21 protein-coding genes are annotated in these 20,032 nt (G+C 62.4%); 10 read left to right on the top strand and 11 right to left on the bottom strand.

What is annotated here, in order from left to right; all coding sequences use genetic code 11:
- Positions 1 to 107: 107 nt before the first annotated feature.
- The gene (locus NDI72_RS03645) at positions 108 to 443 is read left to right on the top strand and encodes a DUF2293 domain-containing protein (RefSeq protein WP_283799636.1); all 336 of its coding nucleotides are present in this window, start codon (positions 108 to 110) and stop codon (positions 441 to 443) included.
- Between the two features lie 28 nt (positions 444 to 471).
- On the opposite strand, the gene NDI72_RS03640 is transcribed toward NDI72_RS03645, so the two are convergent.
- On the bottom strand, positions 472 to 1,593 hold the full coding sequence (locus NDI72_RS03640; protein WP_283799722.1) for a beta-ketoacyl-ACP synthase III: 1,122 nt from the start codon (positions 1,591 to 1,593) through the stop codon (positions 472 to 474).
- Between the two features lie 336 nt (positions 1,594 to 1,929).
- Positions 1,930 to 3,579: an energy-dependent translational throttle protein EttA gene (ettA, locus tag NDI72_RS03635; protein ID WP_206543910.1), complete on the bottom strand. Its 1,650-nt coding sequence runs from the start codon at positions 3,577 to 3,579 to the stop codon at positions 1,930 to 1,932.
- Between the two features lie 101 nt (positions 3,580 to 3,680).
- On the opposite strand from ettA, the gene NDI72_RS03630 reads away from it, so the two are divergent.
- From NDI72_RS03630 to NDI72_RS03620, 3 genes are all read left to right on the top strand, one after another.
- Positions 3,681 to 4,610 (top strand): alpha/beta fold hydrolase, encoded by a 930-nt coding sequence (locus NDI72_RS03630; RefSeq protein ID WP_206543911.1) that lies wholly within the window; start codon positions 3,681 to 3,683, stop codon positions 4,608 to 4,610.
- Positions 4,611 to 4,700: 90 nt separating this feature from the next.
- Positions 4,701 to 5,876 carry a CaiB/BaiF CoA transferase family protein gene (locus NDI72_RS03625; RefSeq protein ID WP_283799634.1) on the top strand — a complete coding sequence of 392 codons (1,176 nt, stop codon included), beginning with the start codon at positions 4,701 to 4,703 and terminating at the stop codon, positions 5,874 to 5,876.
- The gene (locus tag NDI72_RS03620; protein WP_283799633.1) at positions 5,873 to 7,531 is read left to right on the top strand and encodes a thiamine pyrophosphate-binding protein; all 1,659 of its coding nucleotides are present in this window, start codon (positions 5,873 to 5,875) and stop codon (positions 7,529 to 7,531) included. The genes NDI72_RS03625 and NDI72_RS03620 overlap by 4 nt, the downstream gene beginning before the upstream one ends.
- A gap of 599 nt (positions 7,532 to 8,130) precedes the next feature.
- Here the strand turns inward: NDI72_RS03620 and paaE are convergent.
- From paaE to paaA, 5 genes are all read right to left on the bottom strand, one after another.
- Positions 8,131 to 9,210 (bottom strand): 1,2-phenylacetyl-CoA epoxidase subunit PaaE, encoded by a 1,080-nt coding sequence (gene paaE, locus NDI72_RS03615; RefSeq protein WP_113155676.1) that lies wholly within the window; start codon positions 9,208 to 9,210, stop codon positions 8,131 to 8,133.
- A gap of 22 nt (positions 9,211 to 9,232) precedes the next feature.
- Positions 9,233 to 9,760, bottom strand: coding sequence for a 1,2-phenylacetyl-CoA epoxidase subunit PaaD (paaD, locus tag NDI72_RS03610; protein ID WP_206543914.1), 528 nt, complete (start codon positions 9,758 to 9,760; stop codon positions 9,233 to 9,235).
- Between the two features lie 134 nt (positions 9,761 to 9,894).
- Entirely contained in the window at positions 9,895 to 10,680 is a 786-nt protein-coding gene (gene paaC / locus NDI72_RS03605; RefSeq protein WP_206994160.1) for a 1,2-phenylacetyl-CoA epoxidase subunit PaaC, read from the bottom strand.
- Positions 10,680 to 10,967: a 1,2-phenylacetyl-CoA epoxidase subunit PaaB gene (gene paaB / locus NDI72_RS03600; RefSeq protein ID WP_065814923.1), complete on the bottom strand. Its 288-nt coding sequence runs from the start codon at positions 10,965 to 10,967 to the stop codon at positions 10,680 to 10,682. Before paaB ends, paaC begins: the two co-directional genes overlap by 1 nt.
- 13 nt (positions 10,968 to 10,980) lie before the next feature.
- Positions 10,981 to 11,976 (bottom strand): 1,2-phenylacetyl-CoA epoxidase subunit PaaA, encoded by a 996-nt coding sequence (gene paaA, locus NDI72_RS03595; RefSeq protein ID WP_113155679.1) that lies wholly within the window; start codon positions 11,974 to 11,976, stop codon positions 10,981 to 10,983.
- A 120-nt stretch (positions 11,977 to 12,096) separates the two neighbouring features.
- Here paaA and NDI72_RS03590 point away from each other — a divergent pair, with 120 nt between their 5' ends.
- Together NDI72_RS03590 and NDI72_RS03585 are read left to right on the top strand one after the other, a co-directional pair.
- On the top strand, positions 12,097 to 12,531 hold the full coding sequence (locus NDI72_RS03590; protein WP_206543916.1) for a PaaI family thioesterase: 435 nt from the start codon (positions 12,097 to 12,099) through the stop codon (positions 12,529 to 12,531).
- 100 nt (positions 12,532 to 12,631) lie between these two features.
- Positions 12,632 to 12,958, top strand: coding sequence for a hypothetical protein (locus tag NDI72_RS03585; protein WP_113155680.1), 327 nt, complete (start codon positions 12,632 to 12,634; stop codon positions 12,956 to 12,958).
- A 64-nt stretch (positions 12,959 to 13,022) separates the two neighbouring features.
- Here the strand turns inward: NDI72_RS03585 and NDI72_RS03580 are convergent, their stop codons facing one another.
- From NDI72_RS03580 to NDI72_RS03565, 4 genes are all read right to left on the bottom strand, one after another.
- Positions 13,023 to 13,511 carry a CreA family protein gene (locus NDI72_RS03580; protein WP_283799631.1) on the bottom strand — a complete coding sequence of 163 codons (489 nt, stop codon included), beginning with the start codon at positions 13,509 to 13,511 and terminating at the stop codon, positions 13,023 to 13,025.
- Positions 13,512 to 13,612: 101 nt separating this feature from the next.
- The gene (locus NDI72_RS03575) at positions 13,613 to 13,831 is read right to left on the bottom strand and encodes a DUF6500 family protein (RefSeq protein ID WP_065814918.1); all 219 of its coding nucleotides are present in this window, start codon (positions 13,829 to 13,831) and stop codon (positions 13,613 to 13,615) included.
- A gap of 126 nt (positions 13,832 to 13,957) precedes the next feature.
- The gene (locus NDI72_RS03570) at positions 13,958 to 14,719 is read right to left on the bottom strand and encodes a hypothetical protein (protein WP_283799629.1); all 762 of its coding nucleotides are present in this window, start codon (positions 14,717 to 14,719) and stop codon (positions 13,958 to 13,960) included.
- A 27-nt stretch (positions 14,720 to 14,746) separates the two neighbouring features.
- Positions 14,747 to 15,364: a TetR family transcriptional regulator C-terminal domain-containing protein gene (locus NDI72_RS03565; protein WP_283799628.1), complete on the bottom strand. Its 618-nt coding sequence runs from the start codon at positions 15,362 to 15,364 to the stop codon at positions 14,747 to 14,749.
- 270 nt (positions 15,365 to 15,634) lie between these two features.
- Here NDI72_RS03565 and aptA point away from each other — a divergent pair, with 270 nt between their 5' ends.
- From aptA to hydA, 4 genes are read left to right on the top strand one after another with little or no spacing between them, the layout of a single operon-like run.
- Positions 15,635 to 16,963 carry an omega-aminotransferase AptA gene (aptA, locus tag NDI72_RS03560; protein ID WP_113155683.1) on the top strand — a complete coding sequence of 443 codons (1,329 nt, stop codon included), beginning with the start codon at positions 15,635 to 15,637 and terminating at the stop codon, positions 16,961 to 16,963.
- Position 16,964: 1 nt separating this feature from the next.
- Positions 16,965 to 17,258: a cupin domain-containing protein gene (locus NDI72_RS03555; protein ID WP_090327048.1), complete on the top strand. Its 294-nt coding sequence runs from the start codon at positions 16,965 to 16,967 to the stop codon at positions 17,256 to 17,258.
- A 13-nt stretch (positions 17,259 to 17,271) separates the two neighbouring features.
- Positions 17,272 to 18,522 carry a Zn-dependent hydrolase gene (locus NDI72_RS03550; RefSeq protein ID WP_113155684.1) on the top strand — a complete coding sequence of 417 codons (1,251 nt, stop codon included), beginning with the start codon at positions 17,272 to 17,274 and terminating at the stop codon, positions 18,520 to 18,522.
- A 51-nt stretch (positions 18,523 to 18,573) separates the two neighbouring features.
- Positions 18,574 to 20,025 carry a dihydropyrimidinase gene (gene hydA, locus NDI72_RS03545; RefSeq protein WP_283799626.1) on the top strand — a complete coding sequence of 484 codons (1,452 nt, stop codon included), beginning with the start codon at positions 18,574 to 18,576 and terminating at the stop codon, positions 20,023 to 20,025.
- The last annotated feature ends 7 nt before the right edge of the window (positions 20,026 to 20,032 follow it).

The raw sequence follows: 20,032 nt of genomic DNA, 5'->3' as shown, positions 1-20,032 counted from the left end.
TCACACTGCAAAGCGTGGGGCAAAGCGTGCGGCAAAGCGTGCGGCAAAGCGGGGCACAGCGCGCAGCAATGCGGGCCGCGCACAGGAAGAAGAGAGTTTTCAGGGACATGAAGCGGGCATCAACCGGGCGGCGCAAAGCGGTCGACAAGGCGCTGACGTTGCTGATTCCCTGGGCGCCGATGGCGGATGCCGAGGCGATCCGCGACAAGGCAGACGACCGCAAGCTGCGCACGCTGCCTCCGGCCATCGCCGTTTGGCTGGCAACGGTGACGCATGTGCGCCATGAGCACACGGATTACGACGCGATGCTGGAAGACGGTTATGACCGGGATGCGGCGCGGCACTTCGTGTTGGACGACATCAACACCGTTCTGACGCGCTGGCGCGCCACGCGCCTGCTCGATCCGGCGGAAGAAGACGGCATGGAAGCCCGGCAGGACTGAACCTGCCGGCGGGCAGCCATGCCCTGCATCACATCATGCGCAGGAGCGCGCCGCCAATGGAGTAGCCGGCGCCGAAGGCGCAGAGCAGCCCGTGCTCGCCGGGTTTCATGTCCCGGTGCTTTTCTTCAAGCGCGATGATTGCACCAGCGGCTGCCGTGTTGCCCAGACGGTCGAGCACGGTGGGCGCACGGTCCTGCCCCACCTCGCCGCCAAAGGCGAGCTTGAGGATCATGGCGTTCATGCGCGCATTGGCCTGATGCAGCCAGAAGCGACGCATGGTCTCCGGCGTGTGACCGTGCTCCGCCAGAAAGTCGACGATGAATTTGTGACCGGCAATGGTCACATCCTTGAAGACCTTGTTTCCGTTCTGCTTGATGAGATTGCCTTCCATGGCGAGATAGGACGGATCGTCCTGCGCCAGGCGGCTCATGAAGCCGAAATTGGTGCGGATGTTGTTTGAGAACTGGGTCCAGCTGCGCGTGTCGACGATTTCGAAACGGCCGGGACGCTCCTCGCTCGCGCCCAGCGCTTCGATGAGGACGGCCACGGAGGCGTCACCGAAGATGAAGTGGGTCTGCCGGTCGCGGAAATTCAGGTGCGCGGTGATGAGCTCCGGCGTGACGACGAGCACACGGCGGTGCGCGCCAGAGCGCACGAGATTGGTCGCCACATGGAGGCCGGCGAGCGCCGAGGAGCAGCCAAGCCCCATGTCGAAGCCAGCGCCGCTGGCGCCGAGCGCCTTCTGGATCTCGATGGCGATGGCCGGATAGGGCCGCTGATGATGGGCGGACGCACAGATAACAAGATCGACATCGCGCGCCTCGACGCCGGCATGGGCAAGCGCCTTTCGGGCTGCGGCCACGCCGAACTCGGCCATGACGGAAAGTTCGTCATCGGCGCGGGCGGGAATGTTGGGCGCCATGCGGGCTGGATCGAGAATGCCGTCACGCTCATAGACATGGCGGCGCTGGATGCCGGACGCATGCTCGATGAAGCCGGCATCAGATTTCGCCAGCGGCGGCAGGCCGGCGGCCTCGCGCTTCGGGTTTTCCGTGTCGACCCAGGCGTTGAAGCTCTCGACCAATTCTTCATTGGAGATGGACGCTTCAGGGATTTCGACGCCAATTCCGCCGACGCAGACGCGCGTCATGGCGTTGGAATGGTGCGGTGCGAAGTCTGAAGCCTCTTGCTCGCTGGTGCGCAGCATGATCCGTGCCTGTGTTTGCCTTCTGGAGGTTCGGACCGGAAACCGGTTTCGGTTGATCCGACGCCCCACAAATAGTTTCGATCGTCCCTTTTGCGTCCGAATGGATACATGGCGATCTATGGCCGATTTACGACGTGACGCCACGGTGTCAAGGAAACACTGCCCCGGGCGTTCACGATGCAATAATGAACGAAACACTCAAACAGAGTGTGAACGCAAAAAGAGAAGGGGCCGAAGCCCCTTCCCGAATGCTCATTCTACAGACACGTATCGGTCTGTCTACCGCGTCAGGCGCTTGTAGGTCACCCGTCTGGGGTTGACGCTGTCGGGGCCGAGACGGCGGATCTTGTCCTGCTCGTAATCCTCGAAGTTGCCCTCGAACCACTCCACATGGCTATCGCCTTCAAAGGCGAGGATGTGCGTGGCCAGACGGTCGAGGAACATGCGGTCATGCGAGATGATAACGGCGCAGCCGGCGAAGTTTTCCAGCGCGTCTTCGAGTGCGGCCAGCGTCTCGGTGTCGAGGTCGTTGGTCGGTTCGTCGAGCAGCAGGACATTGCCGCCTTCCTTGAGCAGCTTGGCCATGTGAACGCGGTTGCGCTGACCGCCGGACAGCGAGCCGACCTTCTGCTGCTGGTCGCCGCCCTTGAAGTTGAAGGACGAGCAATAGGCGCGGCTGTTCACTTCGTGAGCGCCAAGCTTGATGATGTCGTTGCCGCCGGAAATCTCTTCCCAGACCGTCTTGTCGGGGTCGAGCGAGTCGCGGCTCTGGTCGACATAGCCCAGCTTGACGGTCTCACCGACACGGATCTCGCCACCATCGGGCTTTTCCTGGCCGGTGATCATGCGGAACAGCGTGGTCTTACCCGCGCCGTTGGCGCCGATCACGCCGACAATGCCGCCGGGCGGCAGCTTGAAGTCGAGACCGTCGATCAGGAGGCGGTCGCCATAGCCCTTGGAGAGGCCTTCGGCCTCGATGACCACATTGCCGAGACGTTCGCCGGCCGGAATGATGATCTGCGCATCGCCGGGACGCCGGTCGGCGGCAGACTGCACCAGCTCGTCATAGGCGCGGATACGGGCCTTCGACTTGGCCTGACGGGCCTTGGGGCTGGCCGCCATCCACTCGCGCTCGCGCGACAGCGCCTTCTCGCGGGCGGCCTCTTCGCGGCCTTCCTGCGCCATGCGCTTGGCCTTGGCTTCCAGATAGGCGGTGTAATTGCCTTCATAGGGAATGCCACGACCACGGTCGAGCTCGAGAATCCAGCCGGTGACATTGTCGAGGAAGTAGCGATCGTGGGTGATGATCATCACGGCGCCGGGATACTCGCGCAGGTGCTTTTCAAGCCACGCGGTCGTTTCGGCGTCGAGGTGGTTGGTCGGTTCGTCGAGCAGCAGCAGATCGGGCTGGCGCAGGAGAAGCTGGCACAGCGCCACGCGGCGCTTTTCACCACCCGACAGATGGTCGATGGATGCATCGGCCGGCGGGCAGCGCAGCGCTTCCATGGCCATTTCGACCTGGCTTTCCAGATCCCAGAGGTTCTGGCTGTCGATCTGATCCTGAAGCTGGGAAGCCTCCTCCGCCGTCTCGTCGGAGTAGTCCATCATCAGCTCGTTGTAACGGTCGAGGATCGCCTTCTTGGCGGCGACGCCCTCCATCACATTGCCCATCACGTCGAGGGCCGGATCAAGCTGCGGCTCCTGCGGCAGATATCCGCAGGTCGCGCCTTCGGCGAGCCATGCTTCGCCGGTGAACTCCTTGTCGAGACCGGCCATGATCCTGAGCACGGTCGACTTACCCGCGCCGTTGGGGCCGAGAATGCCGATCTTGGCGTCCGGGTAAAAGGACAGATGAACGTTCTCAAGAACCTTCTTGGAGCCGTAGGCCTTGTTGAGGCCGGACATGTGGTAGATGAATTGGCGTGCCATGTGGCTCGTCGCGCTCCGTCTCACTCGAATTGGGGGGAACCTGTTGAGCAGCGTATGTAGGCCAAACGAAGCGGCGGGGCAATCCGCAGCACGGAGGGAAGATGGGCTTCGATATCGAAACGCGGCTTGCAACGCCGACCGGTGCTGATCTGCATCTGTTCAAACGCTCGGCGAGCGGCGAGGCGCGCGCTGCCGTGCAGATAAACCATGGCGTTGCGGAGCATGCCGCGCGCTATGCGGCCTTCGCCGATTTCCTGTCGCAGCGTGGCTTTCACGTCTATGCACACGACCATCGCGGCCATGGCGAAACAAAAGCGCCGGGCGCCCCGCTTGGCCATTTCGGACCAGGCGTCGGGATGGACACGCTGCTCACGGACGTCAACGCGGTGCATGATCATATCGCCGGGGAACATCCCGGTCTGCCGGTGGTCATCTTCGGGCATTCGATGGGCGGCATGATCGCCCTCAATTTCGCGCTTCGCCATGGCGACCGGCTGGCGGGTGCTGCGGTGTGGAACGCACCACTGACCACCGCGCTGGAAGCGTTTGCCGGCCGGTCCGTTCTGGCGTGGGAGCGCTTCCGCCTCGGATCGGATGTGCCTTCATGGCTTCTGCCGAAATTCACCTTTGCGCTCTGGGCGAGCGCCTTCCCGGAGCGGCGCACCGGGTCCGACTGGCTGTCGCGGGACGCTGCCGAGGTCGACGCCTATATCGCCGATCCGCTGTCCGGCTGGGATCCGTCGGTCGGCATCTGGACGGTGCTGTTCGAACTGGGTCGGGGCCCCGCCGACCCGGCGACGCTTGCGGCAGCGCGCAAGACCCTGCCCTATCAACTGGTCGGCGGTTCGGAAGATCCTTCGACACGCGGCGGCAAGATCACACGGAAGCTTGAAACGCATCTGCGCAAACACGGCTTTTCGAATCTCGAAACAAGGATTTACGAGGGTTTCCGGCACGAATCCCTCAGGGAGATCGGGCGCGAGCAGGCCATGGAGGACTTTGCGGCCTGGGCCGAAAAAATCATCAATTAATGCCAAAATAATGCGGTGAGCGCATCTAGAAGGCGACCGGGCCGTTTGCTACCTCAAAAGCATATCAGTTTTGGAGGGCTGCGGGCGATCATGAACAACCCACCCCTGAAGGGCGTTCGCGTCATCGAATTGGCGCGCATTCTGGCCGGCCCCTGGGCAGGCCAGGTTCTGGCCGATCTGGGCGCCGATGTCATCAAGGTCGAAAACCCCAATGGCGGCGACGACACCCGCAAATGGGGACCGCCCTTCGTGGAAGGTACGGATGGCGAGAACCTTTCGGCTGCGTATTACCATTCGTGCAACCGCGGCAAGCGCTCCATCGCGCTCGACTTCTCGAAGCCGGAAGAGGCGGAGAAGCTGAAAAAGCTGATCGCCACCGCTGACGTTCTGATCGAGAATTTCAAGCTGGGCGGGCTCAAAAAATACGGGCTCGATTATGAGAGCCTGAAGGCCATCAACCCGCGCCTCGTCTATTGTTCCATCACCGGCTTTGGCCAGACCGGCCCCTATGCGCCGCGCGCGGGCTACGACTTCATCATTCAGGGCATGTCGGGGCTGATGTCCATCACCGGCGCGCCGGGCGGCGAGCCGCAGAAGGTGGGCGTGGCGGTGAGCGACATCTTCACCGGGCTGTACTCGGTGATCGCCATTCAGGCCGCACTCCGCCACGCGGAGGCGACCGGCCAGGGCCAGCACATCGACATGGCGCTGCTCGACAGCCAGGTGGCGGTGCTTGCCAATCAGAACATGAACTATCTGATCTCCGGCAACAGCCCGGTGCAGATGGGCAACGCCCACATGAACATCGCGCCCTATGAGGTGCTGCCGGTGAAGGACGGGCACATCATCCTCGCCGTGGGCAATGACGGCCAGTTCCAGCGCTTCTGCAAGATCGTCGGCCTTGACGATCTGCCGGCAGACGAACGCTTTGCAACCAACCCGGCGCGCGTGGCCAACCGCACGGCGCTGCGCGAGCGCATCGTCGCCACGCTGGCGGGCTGGGAAAAGGCGGAACTTCTGGGCAAGTTCGACGCCAATGCGGTGCCGGCGAGCCCGATCAACACGATTGAGGAAATGTTCGATGATCCGCAGGTGAAGGCGCGCGGCATGCAGCTTTCGCTCGATGACGGACACGGGACGGCGCTGCCTTCGGTGCGTGCGCCCATCGCCCTTTCACAAACCCCGCTTTCCTATGAACGGCCAAGCCCCCGGCTTGGCGAACACACGGCAGAGATCCTGCGCGAAATCGGAGACGACAGCGAATGAAGACCGGTGGCCAGCTTATCGTCGACAGCCTTGAAGCCAATGGCGTCGACCGCATTTTCAGCGTGCCGGGCGAAAGCTACCTGGCGGTGCTCGACGCGCTTCACGATTCAAAGATCCGCAACATTGTCTGCCGTCAGGAAGGCGGCGCGGCGATGATGGCGGACTGCCACGGACGGCTGACCGGCCAGCCTGGCATCTGTTTCGTGACACGCGGCCCCGGCGCGACCAACGCATCGCCCGGCGTCCACATCGCCATGCAGGATTCCACGCCGATGATCCTGTTCATCGGACAGGTGGCGAGCCATGCCCGCGAACGCGAGGCGTTTCAGGAAGTGGATTACCGCGCCTTCTTCGGCCCCATCGCCAAATGGGCGACCGAGATCGACGATGCGGCGCGGATTCCCGAAATCCTGACGCGCGCCTTTTCGGTCGCGACCTCCGGCCGCCCCGGCCCGGTGGTGATTTCGCTTCCCGAGGACATGCTGACCAGCCTGGTGGATGCGCCCGCAGCACTGGCCGCCACGCCGGTCGAAACGCGCCCGGGCGCAGCCGAGATGGAAGAGCTTGCCGCTCTCCTGAAGGACGCCAAACGGCCCTTCGTCATTCTTGGCGGCTCGCGCTGGAACGAGAAGGCCGTGGCCGATTTCCAGAAGGCGGCGGAAGCGTGGTCCCTGCCCGTTGGCTGCTCGTTCCGCCGGCAGATGCTGTTCGATCACCTGCACCCCTCCTATGCCGGCGATGTGGGCATCGGTCCCAATCCGAAGCTCGCAGCCGCAGTCAAGGATGCCGATCTGGTGCTGCTCGTCGGCGGCCGGTTCAGCGAGATGCCGTCCTCAGACTACACGCTCATGAAGAGCCCCTATCCCGACCAGAAGCTGGTGCATGTGCACGCCGACGCCAATGAGCTTGGCCGCGTCTATCGCCCTACGCTTGCCATCAACGCATCATCGGCAGCCTTTGCCGAGGCGTTTGCCGGGCTCGCACCGGGTGACGCGCCCCGTGACATGCCATGGGCAGAAGAGACCGAACGCCTGCATCAGGCCTATCTCGACTGGTCGACCCCGCCAAAGACCGGCCCCGGCGCGGTGCAGATGGGTCCGATCATGGAGTATCTGGAAAGCGTTCTGCCGGACGATGCGATCTTCACCAATGGCGCAGGCAATTACGCCACCTGGGTGCACCGCTTCCACCGTTTCCGCCGTTTCGCCACGCAGGGCGCACCGACCTCCGGCTCAATGGGCTATGGCACGCCGGCAGCCGTGGCCGCCAAGGCGCTTTTCCCCGAGCGCCCCGTGCTGGCGTTTGCCGGCGATGGCTGCTTCATGATGAACGGTCAGGAATTCGCCACTGCCGTGCAGGAGAACCTGCCGATCATCGTGGTGGTGGTGAACAACGGCATTTTCGGCACGATCCGCATGCATCAGGAGCGCGAATATCCCGGCCGCGTTTCCGGCACCTCGATCAACAACCCCGATTTCGCAGCGCTTGCCCGCGCCTATGGCGGACATGGCGAAATGGTGGAGAAGACGGAAGCGTTTGCCGAAGCATTCGAGCGCGCACAGGCCAGCGGCAAACCGGCGCTGATCGAAATCCGGCTCGACCCGGAAGCCATCACGCCCGCCAAAACGCTGACGGATATCCGCGAGAAGCGCTGAGAATCATTTGTGCTGCGGGCGTGAGCCTGCGGCACTGTCAGCGCGTGCCTTCTCCCCCGCCCTTCGACAAGCTCAGGATGAGGGAGAAGGCAGATTAACCGTGCTATCTTTGATCAGGCGAGATTACGTTTGAAAGCCCACTGATAGGGTGGTTCCGACTTGCCAAGTCCTCCCCTCCAACACAGCCCTCATCCTGAGCTTGTCGAAGGGCGGCGGCGGCATGAAGGGGACAGTGGCAAACGAGAAGAGCAGGCGCTTGCCCCTCATCCCCCTGCCGGGACCTTCTCCCCGCTTGCGGGGAGAAGGAACGCGTCATTGACGGTTGCGCAGAAATGAAGCGCGCTGATCAGGCGGAGCTTTGCGCTATTCGGGAAGCGAACCGGGAGCTTGAACCGCCTATTCGAGGCCGGTCGCAACGACTGCACACGCACCAACACAGCCCTCATCCTGAGCTTGTCGAAGGGCGGGGGCGACATGGAGGGGCAGCGGAAAATCCATAAGAGCAGGCGCTTGCCCCTCATCCCCCTGCCGGGACCTTCTCCCCGCTTGCGGGGAGAAGGAACGCGTCATTGACGGTTGTCAGAAATGAAACGCGCGGATCAGGCGGCGTCGAAATCGAGGACCAGTTTCTTCGCCGTGGGGCGGGTCTGGCAGGCGAGTGTGAAGCCGGCTTCCACTTCCCAGGGTTCGAGCGAGAAGTTCACGGCCATCTCCGATTGTCCCTCCACAACGCGGCAGCGGCAGGTGCAGCACATGCCGCCTGCGCAGGAGTAAGGCAGCTCGATGCCGGCCTTGTGGGCGGCGTCGAGCACGGTGCCATCGGCATCCTGCATGGAGAAGCTGCGGCGCACGCCATCGACAACGACCTCAATGGCAACACCATCCTGAACCGCTTCGCGTGCGGCCTTCGATGCCTTGCGGGGCGCGGGCGCTTCGCCGGAGGGCGTGAAGCGCTCGAAGCGGATGCGGTCACGCTCGACACCCATGGTCTCAAGTGCGCCGGAAACCGCGTCGATCATCTCGCCGGGGCCGCACAGGAACACGCCATCCATGGCGGCGGGCTCGATGAGACCGCCGGAGGCGAGCTCGCCAACGCGCCCGGCATCAATGCGGCCATTCAGGAGCTCCACATCCTGCGTTTCGCGCGACAGGAGATGGATCAGCGTGAAGCGGCCCATATGGCGGTCCTTGAGATCGTTCAGCTCCTCAAGGAACATGATCGTCTCGGTGGAGCGATTGCCATAGACCAGCGTGATGGTGCTCTCGGGCTCGTGGGCGAGAACCGTGCGGGCGATGGAGAGCATTGGCGTGATGCCGGAGCCGGCGGCGAACAGCAGGTAATCGTGGCGCTCACCCTTCAGCGCGGTGAAGCGGCCCTGCGGCGGCATCACGCGGATCGTGTCGCCAACCGACAGGACATCGTTGACGAAGGTGGAGAAGCGGCCATCGGCCACCTTCTTCACGCCGACGCGGAGATACGGATCGCCGGGCGCGGAGCAGATGGAATAGGACCGGCGCGCCTCCGTGCCGTCGATATCGGTGGCGAGGGTCAGATACTGGCCGGGTGTGAAGGCAAAGGCCTCGGCCTGATCGGCCGGGATCTCAAAGGCGATCGCCACGGCTTCGGGGGTCTGGCGCTCGATGGAGGCCACTTTCAGATCGTGAAAACGCGGGGCCATGGTCACCTCGGTCTGGGTTCAGTCAGATACATTTGAAATAGTCGAAAGGCTCGTGGCAGGTCTGGCAGCGGTAAAGCGCCTTGCAGGCCGTGGAACCGAACTCGGAAATGCGCGCGGTCTCGAGCGAGCCGCAGCGCGGGCACGCCACCTCCGTCTCGCCGAAAAGGGAGCGGATGGAATTGGACGCATTCGCCGGTGGCGCAATGCCATAGGCGCGCAGCTTTTCACGCCCCTCCGCCGTGATCCAGTCCGTCGTCCATGCGGGCGAAATGACCCGCTCGATGCGCGGTTCGAAACCCGCCTCGCGCAACGCCGTCTCCACCGCGAGCTCAATGGCAAGCACCGCCGGGCAGCCCGTATAGGTGGGCGTGACGCGGGCAACGGCGACGTCGCCCTCCATCTCCACACCGCGCAGGATGCCGAGATCGGCAATGGTGACGGCGGGGATTTCCGGATCGACCACGGAAGCGGCGGCGCGATAGGCGCGCTCTTCCTTCTCCCCGCCTGCGGGGAGAAGGTGGCCCGAAGGGTCGGATGAGGGGCTTTGCACAGCATCCGAGAGGCAGGCTCGCCCCTCATCCCCCTGCCGGGACCCGCCGGGGCCGAGCCGCTGGTCTCGGCCCGTCCTTTGGACCCCCGCAAGCGGGGAGAAGGAGGCTGTCACGACCTTATCCGACCTCGCACTCACCAGGTCATCCCCGGATAGGTGCGCTGCATGTATTGCAGCTCCGCGAGCAGAAAGCCCAGCGCCTCGCCATGGCGACCCTGACGGCCGCCGGTCTGGCCATAGGGCGTTTCCACCCATTCAAGGCCAGCTTCGGCAAAGACCGGGCCAACAATGGCGTCGAAGGCAGGCCGCAGGGTGGAGGGGTCGGGCGCGATGCCAGCCCCGGCCACGGTGCGGGTGACATCGTCGCTCTCGAACAGCTCGTCCACATAGGGCGCGAGCGCCTCGACCGCCGCCTTCATGCGGCGGGTGCTTTCCTCGGTGCCATCGCCAAGGCGCACCACCCATTCGCCGGCATGGCGGATGTGATAGGCGACTTCCTTCTCGGCCTTGGCGGCGATGCCGGCCAGACGCTCGTCGGTCGACGTCATCATGGCCTGCCAGAGCGGCTGCATGAAGGCTGCGAAATAGAACTGGCGCAGCATGGTGTGTGCGAAATCGCCATTCTGGCGCTCGGCCATCAGGCAGTTCACATATTCACGCTCGCGGCGCACATAGGCGATCTGGTCCTCGTCGCGGCCCTTGCCCTCGACCTCGCCGGCATACTGGTAGAGTGCGCGCGCCTGGCCGATGAGATCGAGCGCCATGTTGGGCATGGCGAGATCCTCTTCCAGCATGGGCGCGTGGCCGCACCACTCCGAAAGCCGGTGGCCGAGAACCAGATGATCGTCGGCAAGCCGCAAGAGGAACGCCGTCAGCGTTTCGCCGGAGATGGAAGGAGCGATGGAAGAAGCAGCGGCCATCACATATGCCCCACTTCTTCCGGAATCTCGTAAAAGGTCGGGTGACGGTAGACCTTCGACATTGCCGGCTCGAAGTTCTCGTCCTTGTTTTCCGGGTCCGACGCGGTGATCGCAGACGACGGAACGACCCAGATGGAGGTGCCCTCGCCGCGGCGCGTGTAGACATCGCGCGCAGCCTGAAGCGCCATCACCTCATCGGCGGCGTGCACCGAGCCGCAATGCTTGTGGGCCAGCCCGTTGCGCGGGCGGATGAAGACTTCCCAAAGGGGGATCTGGTTCTTGCTCATAGCGTCTCTCCGCTCACTCTGCCGCCATTTTCGCCGCTTCGCGGCGGGCATTTCGTTTTTCCGCATGCGCAAGGGCCGCCTCGCGCACCCATGCGCCATCGTCCCAGGCCTTCTGCCGGGCGGCGATGCGGTCGCGGTTCATGGGGCCATGCCCCTTCACCACGCGCCAGAACTCATCCCAGTCGATGGCGCCGAAATCGTAGCCGCCCTTCTCCTCGTTCCATTTCAGGTCCGGATCGGGGAAGGTCAGGCCGATGAACTCGCCCTGCGGCACCGTTGCATCGACGAATTTCTGTCTGAGCTCGTCATTGGTGAAGCGCTTGATCTTCCACTTCATGGACTGGTCGCTGTGCTGGCTGTCGCCATCATGCGGACCGAACATCATGAGCGAGGGCCACCACCAGCGGTTCAGCGCATCCTGCGCCATTTCCTTCTGCTCGGGCGTGCCGCGCGCCAGCGTCATCATGATCTCGTAGCCCTGACGCTGGTGAAAACTCTCTTCCTTGCACACGCGGATCATGGCGCGCGCATAGGGGCCGTAGGAACAGCGGCAGAGCGGGATCTGGTTCATGATGGCCGCGCCATCCACAAGCCAGCCAATCGCGCCGATGTCGGCCCAGGTCTGCGTCGGATAGTTGAAGATGGAGGAATACTTCGCCTTGCCGGACAGAAGCTCCTCGGTCATCTCCTCGCGCGAAACGCCCAGCGTCTCGGCGGCGGAATAAAGATAAAGCCCATGGCCCCCCTCATCCTGCACCTTGGCGAGCAGGGCCGCCTTGCGGCGCAGCGACGGGGCGCGCGTGATCCAGTTGCCCTCCGGCAGCATGCCGACAATCTCGGAATGCGCGTGCTGGCCGATCTGGCGGACGAGCGTCTTGCGGTAGCCCTCCGGCATCGGGTCGTTGGGCTCGATTTTCTCTTCGGCGTCGATGCGCGCCTGAAACGCGGCGAGGAAAGCCTCGTCTTCGTTCGTATCGGTCTTAGCGCCGATAAGCCCTTGGCTATACATCGCTTGTCCTCCATGCTTGCGGCGGCTCAGGGCGGGGGAACATGCCCTCACAGAAAACGTGTAACAAAAAAGCTTGAAACTTGCAATATTTTGTAACGCTTTTTGGCGACGGGAGGAATGATGAGCGAAACGGCGATCGAAAAGAACGCGCTGACGGCCGCGCGCGACACGCTTGCAACGGTTTTCGCACCGTGGATTGCAGCGCTTGAGATCGAGGCGCTCGCAGCGGACGAAACGGGCGTGGACTTCCGCCTGCCGGAAAACCGGGACCTTGCGCATGCGGGCGGCGTGATCTGCGGGCAGGCAACGGCTTCCGCCGCCGACACCTGCGCGGTGGCAGCGCTTTCCGCCGCCAATGGCCGCTTCCGCACCTGCACGACGGTGGACATGACGACGCATTTCATTCGCCCGCTGAAACCCGGCCCCGTGGCGATCCGCGTCGAGGTGCTGTCGAATGGACGGCGCATGGCCTATGTGCGGGTGGAGATGCGCGCCGAAGGCGACGCACGCCTCGCCTTCACGGCAACCGGCGCCTACGCTTATCTTGACGGCTAAACTTCCAAGGCTCTGCGTTTTATTTCGAGTGACAGATCAATCGGAATTAAAGTAGCCTGATCCGGCAATTCTCGCTGCAATTACGCTGTGGAGGAAAGTCATGATCAGGTCACTTGAAGATTTCGACGAGTTCTGCGGGGACGACCAGAAGCTCGACACATCGCACCTTTCGATCCTGAGCAATGAGGAAATCTCGTTTTTCAGGCATTGCCTGGACTTCGACGAGAACGGCTTCGTCTCGAAAATCTACTTTGGAGATCTGGCGAAAGCCGGCCTCAACGATTTCCAGATCGCAGACGTGGCGGCCCTTTTCGGCATTGACGAAAAGCGCTTCAAACGCACCTACCACGCCTTCGGCGATGGACAGGGAAACTGCATTCACAGGGCTTACTGGTGGTGCCCTTACGACAGGCCACGCGCGGTCTGAGGATGCGAAAACGAGGCGAAAGCGGGCGAAACGCGTTGCGCCCGCTTCGCACCAGCAGAGAAGACTATTCCCCCTCTTTCCAGACCGCATCCTGCCCGTAGAGCGGCACGGTGGAGATCGCCATCTTGGCCGAACCGTCCTGCACCTGGCGGGCGTGGGACAGATAGATCAGCGTGTCGTTGGCCTCATCATAGATGCGCTTGACGACGACCGACTTCCAGATGAGCGACTGGCGCTGCTTGAACACTTCTTCGCCACCGTCATCCATCTCGATATCGCCAATGACGATGGGACCGGTCTGGCGGCAGGAGATGGAGGAGTTGGACGGGTCCTCGAACCAGTTGCCCTTCTGCAAACGGTCGATCACGCCGCGATCGAAATAAGTGACGTGACAGGTCACGCCCTCCACTTTCGGGTCATTGACGGCTTCGGTGATGATGTCGTTGCCGAGCCAGTCGACACCGATTTCGCCCACCTGCTCGGCGGATGCGGGAGCTGCGATGAAAACGGACGCGATGAATGACGCGGCAAGGGTCGGGAGGGAAAAACGCATGGCCTGTCTCGAACGGTTGAAACTCGGATGCCCCCAATATGGGGACTGACCGGCGCAAATGGAATGCACCGGTCAGACGAACCGCTTTGAAAGACAGCTGGTTATTTGCCGGACCGGATCATGTCGCGGATCTTCACCGCCTTTTCGAAATGATCGAGCGCGTGCGTCCTGATCCACCATTCCGCTGCTTCCATGAGAAGCTCGGGGTCGTCATTTTTATTGGCGAAGAAGGCATAGAAAGAGAGCCCGACGCCCTCACCCTTCTTCGCGATTTTCTCTTCGCAGATCGCGATGGCTTTCGCCCTGAGTGCAGGCCGCATGTGAGTGCTCCGGTTGAGTTGGGACCGGGCGTTTAACAGCTGTGCGGCGCAGAGGCAACGCGCCTCATCGTATCCGAGCAAGGCTGGCTGAAACCATCCAGCCAGCCTCTTCGGGGAAGGCTCGGGTCAGCTGAGTTCGACACCGCTGTTGCGAGCGATCTGCGCCATCAGGGCTCCTGCGATTACCGCATGGGTTTCGTTTTCCGTACCGTAGTGGGACTTCTGCTTTCCCCATGCAGAGATATGCGGATGGTAGTCGTAGTTGGACACACCAAGCGCACGGATTGAAGCTTCCGCCTCACGACCAAAGACCACCACATGGACGGGTTTGACCGCTTCCATCTCCTTCTTGAAGACCACCTCTTCAAGCGCCCGGGTCTCGGCAGTTTTGAGGCTGTTCTTCGGATGGATGTAGATTTTCGAGGCATCGGTGAGATAGACGCCATGACCGGAACGACAGATCGCTTCGACTGACGGCCAGAGCTTGCCGTTGTGAGCGGCTTTTGGTGCCTCCGGGTTACTGAAACCCCAAGGGGTTGCCAGAGTGAACTGTCGCTTGCCCTTGCCTTCAAGCGGTTTTCTCAAAGGATCCTGCGCGATCAGCGCAAAAAAGCACCCATTCCAATTATCCGGCGTAAAGGTGATCGGCATATCGTAGCCGGCGCAGATGTCGTCAGCCTTTCCCTGCTCAAATTTGGCAACATCAGCGGGAATGTTCGGCCAGGAAACGGGTTTCGCCCCACTATACTGCTCTCGAAAATCAGCTCCTGCCCCAAGAAGAAAATCAATGTCGAACAAATCGCCCTGAGAGGATTTAACAACATCCTCCCAAATACCCGCTTTGCAAAAATTCAAGTCCAAATCCCCCTTGGCAAAAAAACGATGCAAAATCTGCTATCGCAATCTTGCCGTTACTTACTCCAAAAACAACCCTTCCAGGAACCGCGCGGCATCCTCGAAACGGCCCTCGCCGCCGCGCTTTTCGCCCAGAACGGCGCGTACCTGAACGTCGAAATCGGCGTAGTGCTGGGTGGTCGCCCAGATGGCGAAGATGAAGTGGTAGGGGTCGCTCTTCTTTAGCTTTCCCTCGCGCATCCATGCGGCGATGACCGCCGCCTTCTCGTCCACCAGTTCCCTGAGCTCGCCCTCAAGCAGCGGAAGGATGCGCGGCGCGCCCTGCAGGATCTCATTGGCGAAAAGCCGGCTCTCGCGCGGAAAGTCGCGCGACATCTCCATCTTGCGGCGGATGTAGGAGCGGATTTCCGACTGTGGATCGCCCGCCGCATCCATGGCGCGCAAGGGGGCGAGCCATGTCTCCATGAGACGCTGAATCAGGGTCGTAAAAATCTCCTCCTTGTTCTTGAAATAATAAAGGAGATTGGGCTTCGACATGCCCGCCTCATCGGCGATCTGATCGATGGTCGAACCACGGAAACCGTGCCTGGAAAAAACCTCGAGCGCCGCCTCGCCGATCAGCTCGCGTTTCTCGCGCTGGATGCGGGTGCGTTTGGGGCGGGGAGCGGGCTCGTCCATCAGGCCGTCGCTCCATGGGCTGCGGGGTCGGTTGCGCGCGTGTGACGGGGGCCATCAAGGCCGTGTAAACGGCGCTTCTGGTCCAGCCGATTAGTCCACTGTGGAATGCGCCGGCGCAAGGACATTTCCCCTACTATACTCTTGACCGCCCACATGGCGGTGTTAACGTTTGTCCAAACGGTCAAAAATTTCGTAGCATAACTATGTGCGAACTACCAAGCATTGACCGGGATAAGCCGAGCGCAACAAACAATCAGGGGAAGCTTGGTCATGCTCGACAGGCAAAACAAGAGGCCGAATGACCTATCCGCGTTCTGGATGCCGTTCACTGCGAACCGGCAGTTCAAGGAAACGCCACGGATGCTGGTCGCAGCCAAGGACATGCACTTCACGGCCGAGGACGGCCGCAAGATCATGGATGGCACGGCGGGGCTGTGGTGCGTGAACGCCGGGCACTGCCGGCCGAAGATCACCGAGGCCATTCAGAAGCAGGCCGCAGAGCTGGACTATGCGCCCGCCTTCCAGATGGGCCATCCCATCGCGTTTGAATTCGCCAACCGGCTGGCCGCGATGGCCCCGGAGGGCATGGACCATGTGTTCTTCACCAATTCGGGCTCGGAGAGCGTCGACACGGCGCTGAAGATCGCGCTTGCCTATCACCGGGTGAAGGGCGACGGCTCGCGCTTCCGCCTGATCGGCCGCGAGCGCGGCTATCATGGCGTGAATTTCGGCGGCATTTCGGTGGGCGGCATCGTGTCCAACCGCAAGATGTTCGGCACGCTTTTGACGGGCGTCGACCACATGCCGCACACGCATCTGCCCGGCGAAAACGCGTTCACGCGCGGCGAGCCGGAGCATGGCGGCGATCTGGCGGACGAGCTGGAGCGCATCGTTGCGCTGCATGACGCCTCGACGGTGGCAGCGGTGATCGTCGAGCCGGTGGCCGGTTCGACGGGTGTTCTGATCCCGCCGAAGGGCTATCTGAAGCGCCTGCGCGACATCTGCGACAAGCACGGCATCCTCTTGATCTTCGATGAGGTCATCACCGGTTTCGGCCGCCTCGGCGCGCCGTTTGCTGCGGATTATTTCGGCGTGGTGCCGGACATCATGACCACCGCCAAGGGCGTGACCAACGGCGTCATCCCGATGGGCGCGGTGTTCGTGAAGAAGGAAATCCACGACGCCTTCATGAACGGGCCGGAGCACCTGATCGAGTTCTTCCACGGCTACACCTATTCGGGCAATCCGATTGCCTGTGCGGCGGGTCTGGCGACGCTCGACACCTATCAGGAAGAGGGGCTGCTCACGCGCGCCTCGGAGCTTGCCGACCACTGGGCCGATGCGCTGCATTCGCTCAAGGGCGAGCCGCATGTGATCGACATTCGCAATATCGGCCTTGTCGGCGCGGTGGAGCTGGAGAGTATTCCCGGCGAACCGACCAAACGCGCCTTCTCGGCCTTCCTCAAGGCCTATGAGCGCGGGTTCCTGATCCGCACGACGGGCGACATCATCGCGCTTTCGCCGCCGCTGATCATCTCCCGCGGCCAGATCGACGAACTGATCGACAATCTGCGCGACGTTTTGAGGATGATTGACTGATATGGCGACGGAACGCGAAAAGGCCACCCATGAGGTGCTGATCGAAGACGAGCGCGTGCGCGTGACCCGCTGGGATTTCGCGCCGGGGGCGGAGACCGGCTGGCACCGCCATGGCATGGACTATGTCATCACCACGCTCACGCCCTGCGCTTTCCATCTGGAAATGCCGGGCGGCGAAACCGTGCACAACAACCTTGAAGCGGGCGTTTCCTACCGCCGCGACGAGGGCGTGGAGCACAATGTCATCAATGGCGGCGACAAACCGATGTCGTTCGTCGAAGTCGAATTGAAGTAAGGGAATACGCAACATGGCCGCACCGGGCGAGAACTTAAAGATCAACGCCGACCGCCTCTGGGATTCACTCATGGAGATGGCGAAGATCGGGCCCGGTGTGGCCGGCGGCAACAACCGCCAGACACTGACGGACGAAGACGGCGAAGGCCGCAGGCTCTTTCAGAAATGGTGCGAGGAAGCCGGGCTCGAAATGGGCGTGGACGAAATGGGCACCATGTTCGCAACGCGCGCAGGCACCGACCCGGACGCCCTGCCCGTCTATGTGGGCTCGCATCTCGACACCCAGCCGACGGGCGGCAAGTATGACGGTGTACTCGGCGTTCTGGGCGGGCTCGAAGTCATCCGCTCGATGAACGATCTGGGCATCAAGACCAAGCACCCCGTCGTGGTGACCAACTGGACCAATGAGGAAGGCACGCGCTTCGCCCCGGCCATGCTGGCGTCGGGCGTGTTTGCCGGCGTGCATGAGCGCGACTGGGCCTATGACCGCACGGATGCGGAAGGCAAGCGCTTCGGCGACGAGCTGGAGCGCATCGGCTGGAAGGGCGACGAGCCCGTTGGCCAGCGCAAGATGAAGGCCTTCTTCGAACTGCACATCGAGCAGGGCCCAATCCTTGAAGACGAATTCGTCGATATCGGCGTCGTTACCCATGGGCAGGGCCTGTGGTGGCTGCAGGTGACGCTGACCGGCAAGGAGAGCCACACCGGCTCGACGCCGATGCCAAAGCGCCGCAATGCCGGGCTCGGCATGGCGCGGGTAACGGAGCTGGTGCATGAAGTGGCGATGGACTACCAGCCGAACGCCGTGGGCGCCATCGGCCATGTGGAGGTCTATCCCAATTCCCGCAACGTCATTCCGGGCAAGACGGTGTTCACCGTAGACATCCGCTCGCCCGACGAGAAGACGCTGAACAGGATGCGCGCGAAGATCGAGGCGGGCATCGAAACCATCTGCGACGCGCTCGACATCAAGTTCGAGATCGAGCCGGTCGGCCATTTCGCCCCGGTCACCTTTGACGAGGGCTGCGTGAAGGCGATCCGCGACGCCGCCGAACGGCTTGGCTATTCGCATCGCGACATCGTTTCGGGCGCCGGTCACGACGCCTGCTGGATCAACCGCGTGGCGCCGACCGCCATGGTGATGTGCCCCTGCGTCGACGGGCTTTCGCACAATGAAGCGGAAGAGATCACGAAGGAGTGGGCGCAGGGCGGCGCGGATGTCCTGTTCCATGCCGTGGTGGAAACGGCGGAGATCGTCGAATGATCTGACGATCCTGCATATCCGCCGAGGACAACACAATAAGAGGGGAAACTCATGTCCAAGGTCATCAGAAACGGAACCATCGTCACGGCCGACCGGACGTGGAAGGCCGACATTCTCGTGCAGCATGACAAGATCGTGGCGATCGGCCACGATCTACATGGCGATCACGAGATCGACGCCACCGGCTGCTATGTGATGCCGGGCGGGATCGACCCGCACACCCATCTCGAAATGCCCTTCATGGGCACTTATTCAAGCGACGATTTCGAAAGCGGAACACGCGCCGCCGTTTCCGGCGGCACCACCATGGTGGTGGATTTCTGCCTGCCCTCGCCCGGCCAGTCTCTGCTGGAAGCCATCCAGATGTGGGATAACAAGTCGACCCGGGCGACCTGCGACTATTCCTTCCACATGGCGATCACCTGGTGGGGCGAGCAGGTTTTCAACGAGATGCCGCAGGTGGTGGAAAAGGGCATCACCTCCTTCAAGCACTTCATGGCCTACAAGGGCGCGCTGATGGTGGACGATGACGAGATGTATTCGTCGTTCCAGCGCTGCGCCGAGATTGGCGCGCTGCCGCTCGTTCATGCCGAGAATGGCGATGTGGTCGCGCAGCTTCAGGCAAAGCTGATGGAGGAAGGCAATAACGGGCCGGAGGCGCACGCCTATTCGCGCCCGCCCGAAGTGGAGGGCGAGGCCACAAACCGCGCCATCATGATCGCCGACATGGCGGGCACGCCGCTTTATGTGGTGCACACGTCCTGTGAACAGAGCCATGAGGCGATCCGCCGGGCGCGGCAGAAGGGCATGCGCGTTTACGGCGAACCGCTGATCCAGCATCTGGTGCTGGACGAAAGCGAATATGCCAATGCCGACTGGGACCATGCGGCGCGGCGGGTGATGAGCCCGCCCTTCCGCAACAAGCAGCATCAGGATTCACTGTGGGCGGGGTTGCAGGCAGGCTCGTTACAGGTGGTGGCGACCGACCATTGCGCCTTCTCCACCGAGCAGAAACGCTATGGCGTGGGCGATTTCACAAAAATCCCGAACGGCACGGGCGGACTGGAAGACCGCATGCCGGTGCTCTGGACACGCGGGGTCAACACCGGGCGGCTGACCATGAACGAGTTCGTCGCCGTCACCTCCACCAACATTGCGAAAATCCTCAACATGTATCCGCGGAAGGGCGCGATCGTTGAAGGCGCGGACGCGGACATCGTGATCTGGGATCCGGAAGCCACGAAGACGATTTCGGCAAAGAGCCAGCAATCGGCCATCGATTACAATGTGTTCGAGGGCATCGAGGTGAAGGGCCTGCCGAAAACCGTTCTGTCGCGCGGCGAGATCGTGGTCGAGGATGGCGTGGTCAAAGCGAAGCCGGGCCACGGAAAATTCGTGGCGCGCGAACCGCATATGGCGGTGAACAGGGCGCTGTCGCAATGGAAGGAGGTGACCGCGCCACGCAGGGTGGAGCGGACGGGCATTCCGGCAAGCGGCGTTTAAGGGGGTA

Source organism: Nitratireductor sp. GZWM139 (assembly GCF_030068685.1).
Lineage (GTDB): Bacteria > Pseudomonadota > Alphaproteobacteria > Rhizobiales > Rhizobiaceae > Nitratireductor > Nitratireductor aquimarinus.
Note: the sequence above shows the minus strand (reverse complement) of the source record. Positions and strands in the feature narration are given on the sequence as shown.

Excerpts from the sequence above, each read along its gene's own strand:
- NDI72_RS03645 (WP_283799636.1), top strand. The coding sequence starts at position 108 with ATGAAGCGGGCATCAACCGGGCGGCGCAAAGCGGTCGACAAGGCGCTG.
- NDI72_RS03640 (WP_283799722.1), bottom strand. The coding sequence starts at position 1,593 with ATGACGCGCGTCTGCGTCGGCGGAATTGGCGTCGAAATCCCTGAAGCG.
- ettA (WP_206543910.1), bottom strand. The coding sequence starts at position 3,579 with ATGGCACGCCAATTCATCTACCACATGTCCGGCCTCAACAAGGCCTAC.
- NDI72_RS03630 (WP_206543911.1), top strand. The coding sequence starts at position 3,681 with ATGGGCTTCGATATCGAAACGCGGCTTGCAACGCCGACCGGTGCTGAT.
- NDI72_RS03625 (WP_283799634.1), top strand. The coding sequence starts at position 4,701 with ATGAACAACCCACCCCTGAAGGGCGTTCGCGTCATCGAATTGGCGCGC.
- NDI72_RS03620 (WP_283799633.1), top strand. The coding sequence starts at position 5,873 with ATGAAGACCGGTGGCCAGCTTATCGTCGACAGCCTTGAAGCCAATGGC.
- paaE (WP_113155676.1), bottom strand. The coding sequence starts at position 9,210 with ATGGCCCCGCGTTTTCACGATCTGAAAGTGGCCTCCATCGAGCGCCAG.
- paaC (WP_206994160.1), bottom strand. The coding sequence starts at position 10,680 with ATGGCCGCTGCTTCTTCCATCGCTCCTTCCATCTCCGGCGAAACGCTG.
- paaB (WP_065814923.1), bottom strand. The coding sequence starts at position 10,967 with ATGAGCAAGAACCAGATCCCCCTTTGGGAAGTCTTCATCCGCCCGCGC.
- paaA (WP_113155679.1), bottom strand. The coding sequence starts at position 11,976 with ATGTATAGCCAAGGGCTTATCGGCGCTAAGACCGATACGAACGAAGAC.
- NDI72_RS03590 (WP_206543916.1), top strand. The coding sequence starts at position 12,097 with ATGAGCGAAACGGCGATCGAAAAGAACGCGCTGACGGCCGCGCGCGAC.
- NDI72_RS03585 (WP_113155680.1), top strand. The coding sequence starts at position 12,632 with ATGATCAGGTCACTTGAAGATTTCGACGAGTTCTGCGGGGACGACCAG.
- NDI72_RS03580 (WP_283799631.1), bottom strand. The coding sequence starts at position 13,511 with ATGCGTTTTTCCCTCCCGACCCTTGCCGCGTCATTCATCGCGTCCGTT.
- NDI72_RS03575 (WP_065814918.1), bottom strand. The coding sequence starts at position 13,831 with ATGCGGCCTGCACTCAGGGCGAAAGCCATCGCGATCTGCGAAGAGAAA.
- NDI72_RS03565 (WP_283799628.1), bottom strand. The coding sequence starts at position 15,364 with ATGGACGAGCCCGCTCCCCGCCCCAAACGCACCCGCATCCAGCGCGAG.
- aptA (WP_113155683.1), top strand. The coding sequence starts at position 15,635 with ATGCTCGACAGGCAAAACAAGAGGCCGAATGACCTATCCGCGTTCTGG.
- NDI72_RS03555 (WP_090327048.1), top strand. The coding sequence starts at position 16,965 with ATGGCGACGGAACGCGAAAAGGCCACCCATGAGGTGCTGATCGAAGAC.
- NDI72_RS03550 (WP_113155684.1), top strand. The coding sequence starts at position 17,272 with ATGGCCGCACCGGGCGAGAACTTAAAGATCAACGCCGACCGCCTCTGG.
- hydA (WP_283799626.1), top strand. The coding sequence starts at position 18,574 with ATGTCCAAGGTCATCAGAAACGGAACCATCGTCACGGCCGACCGGACG.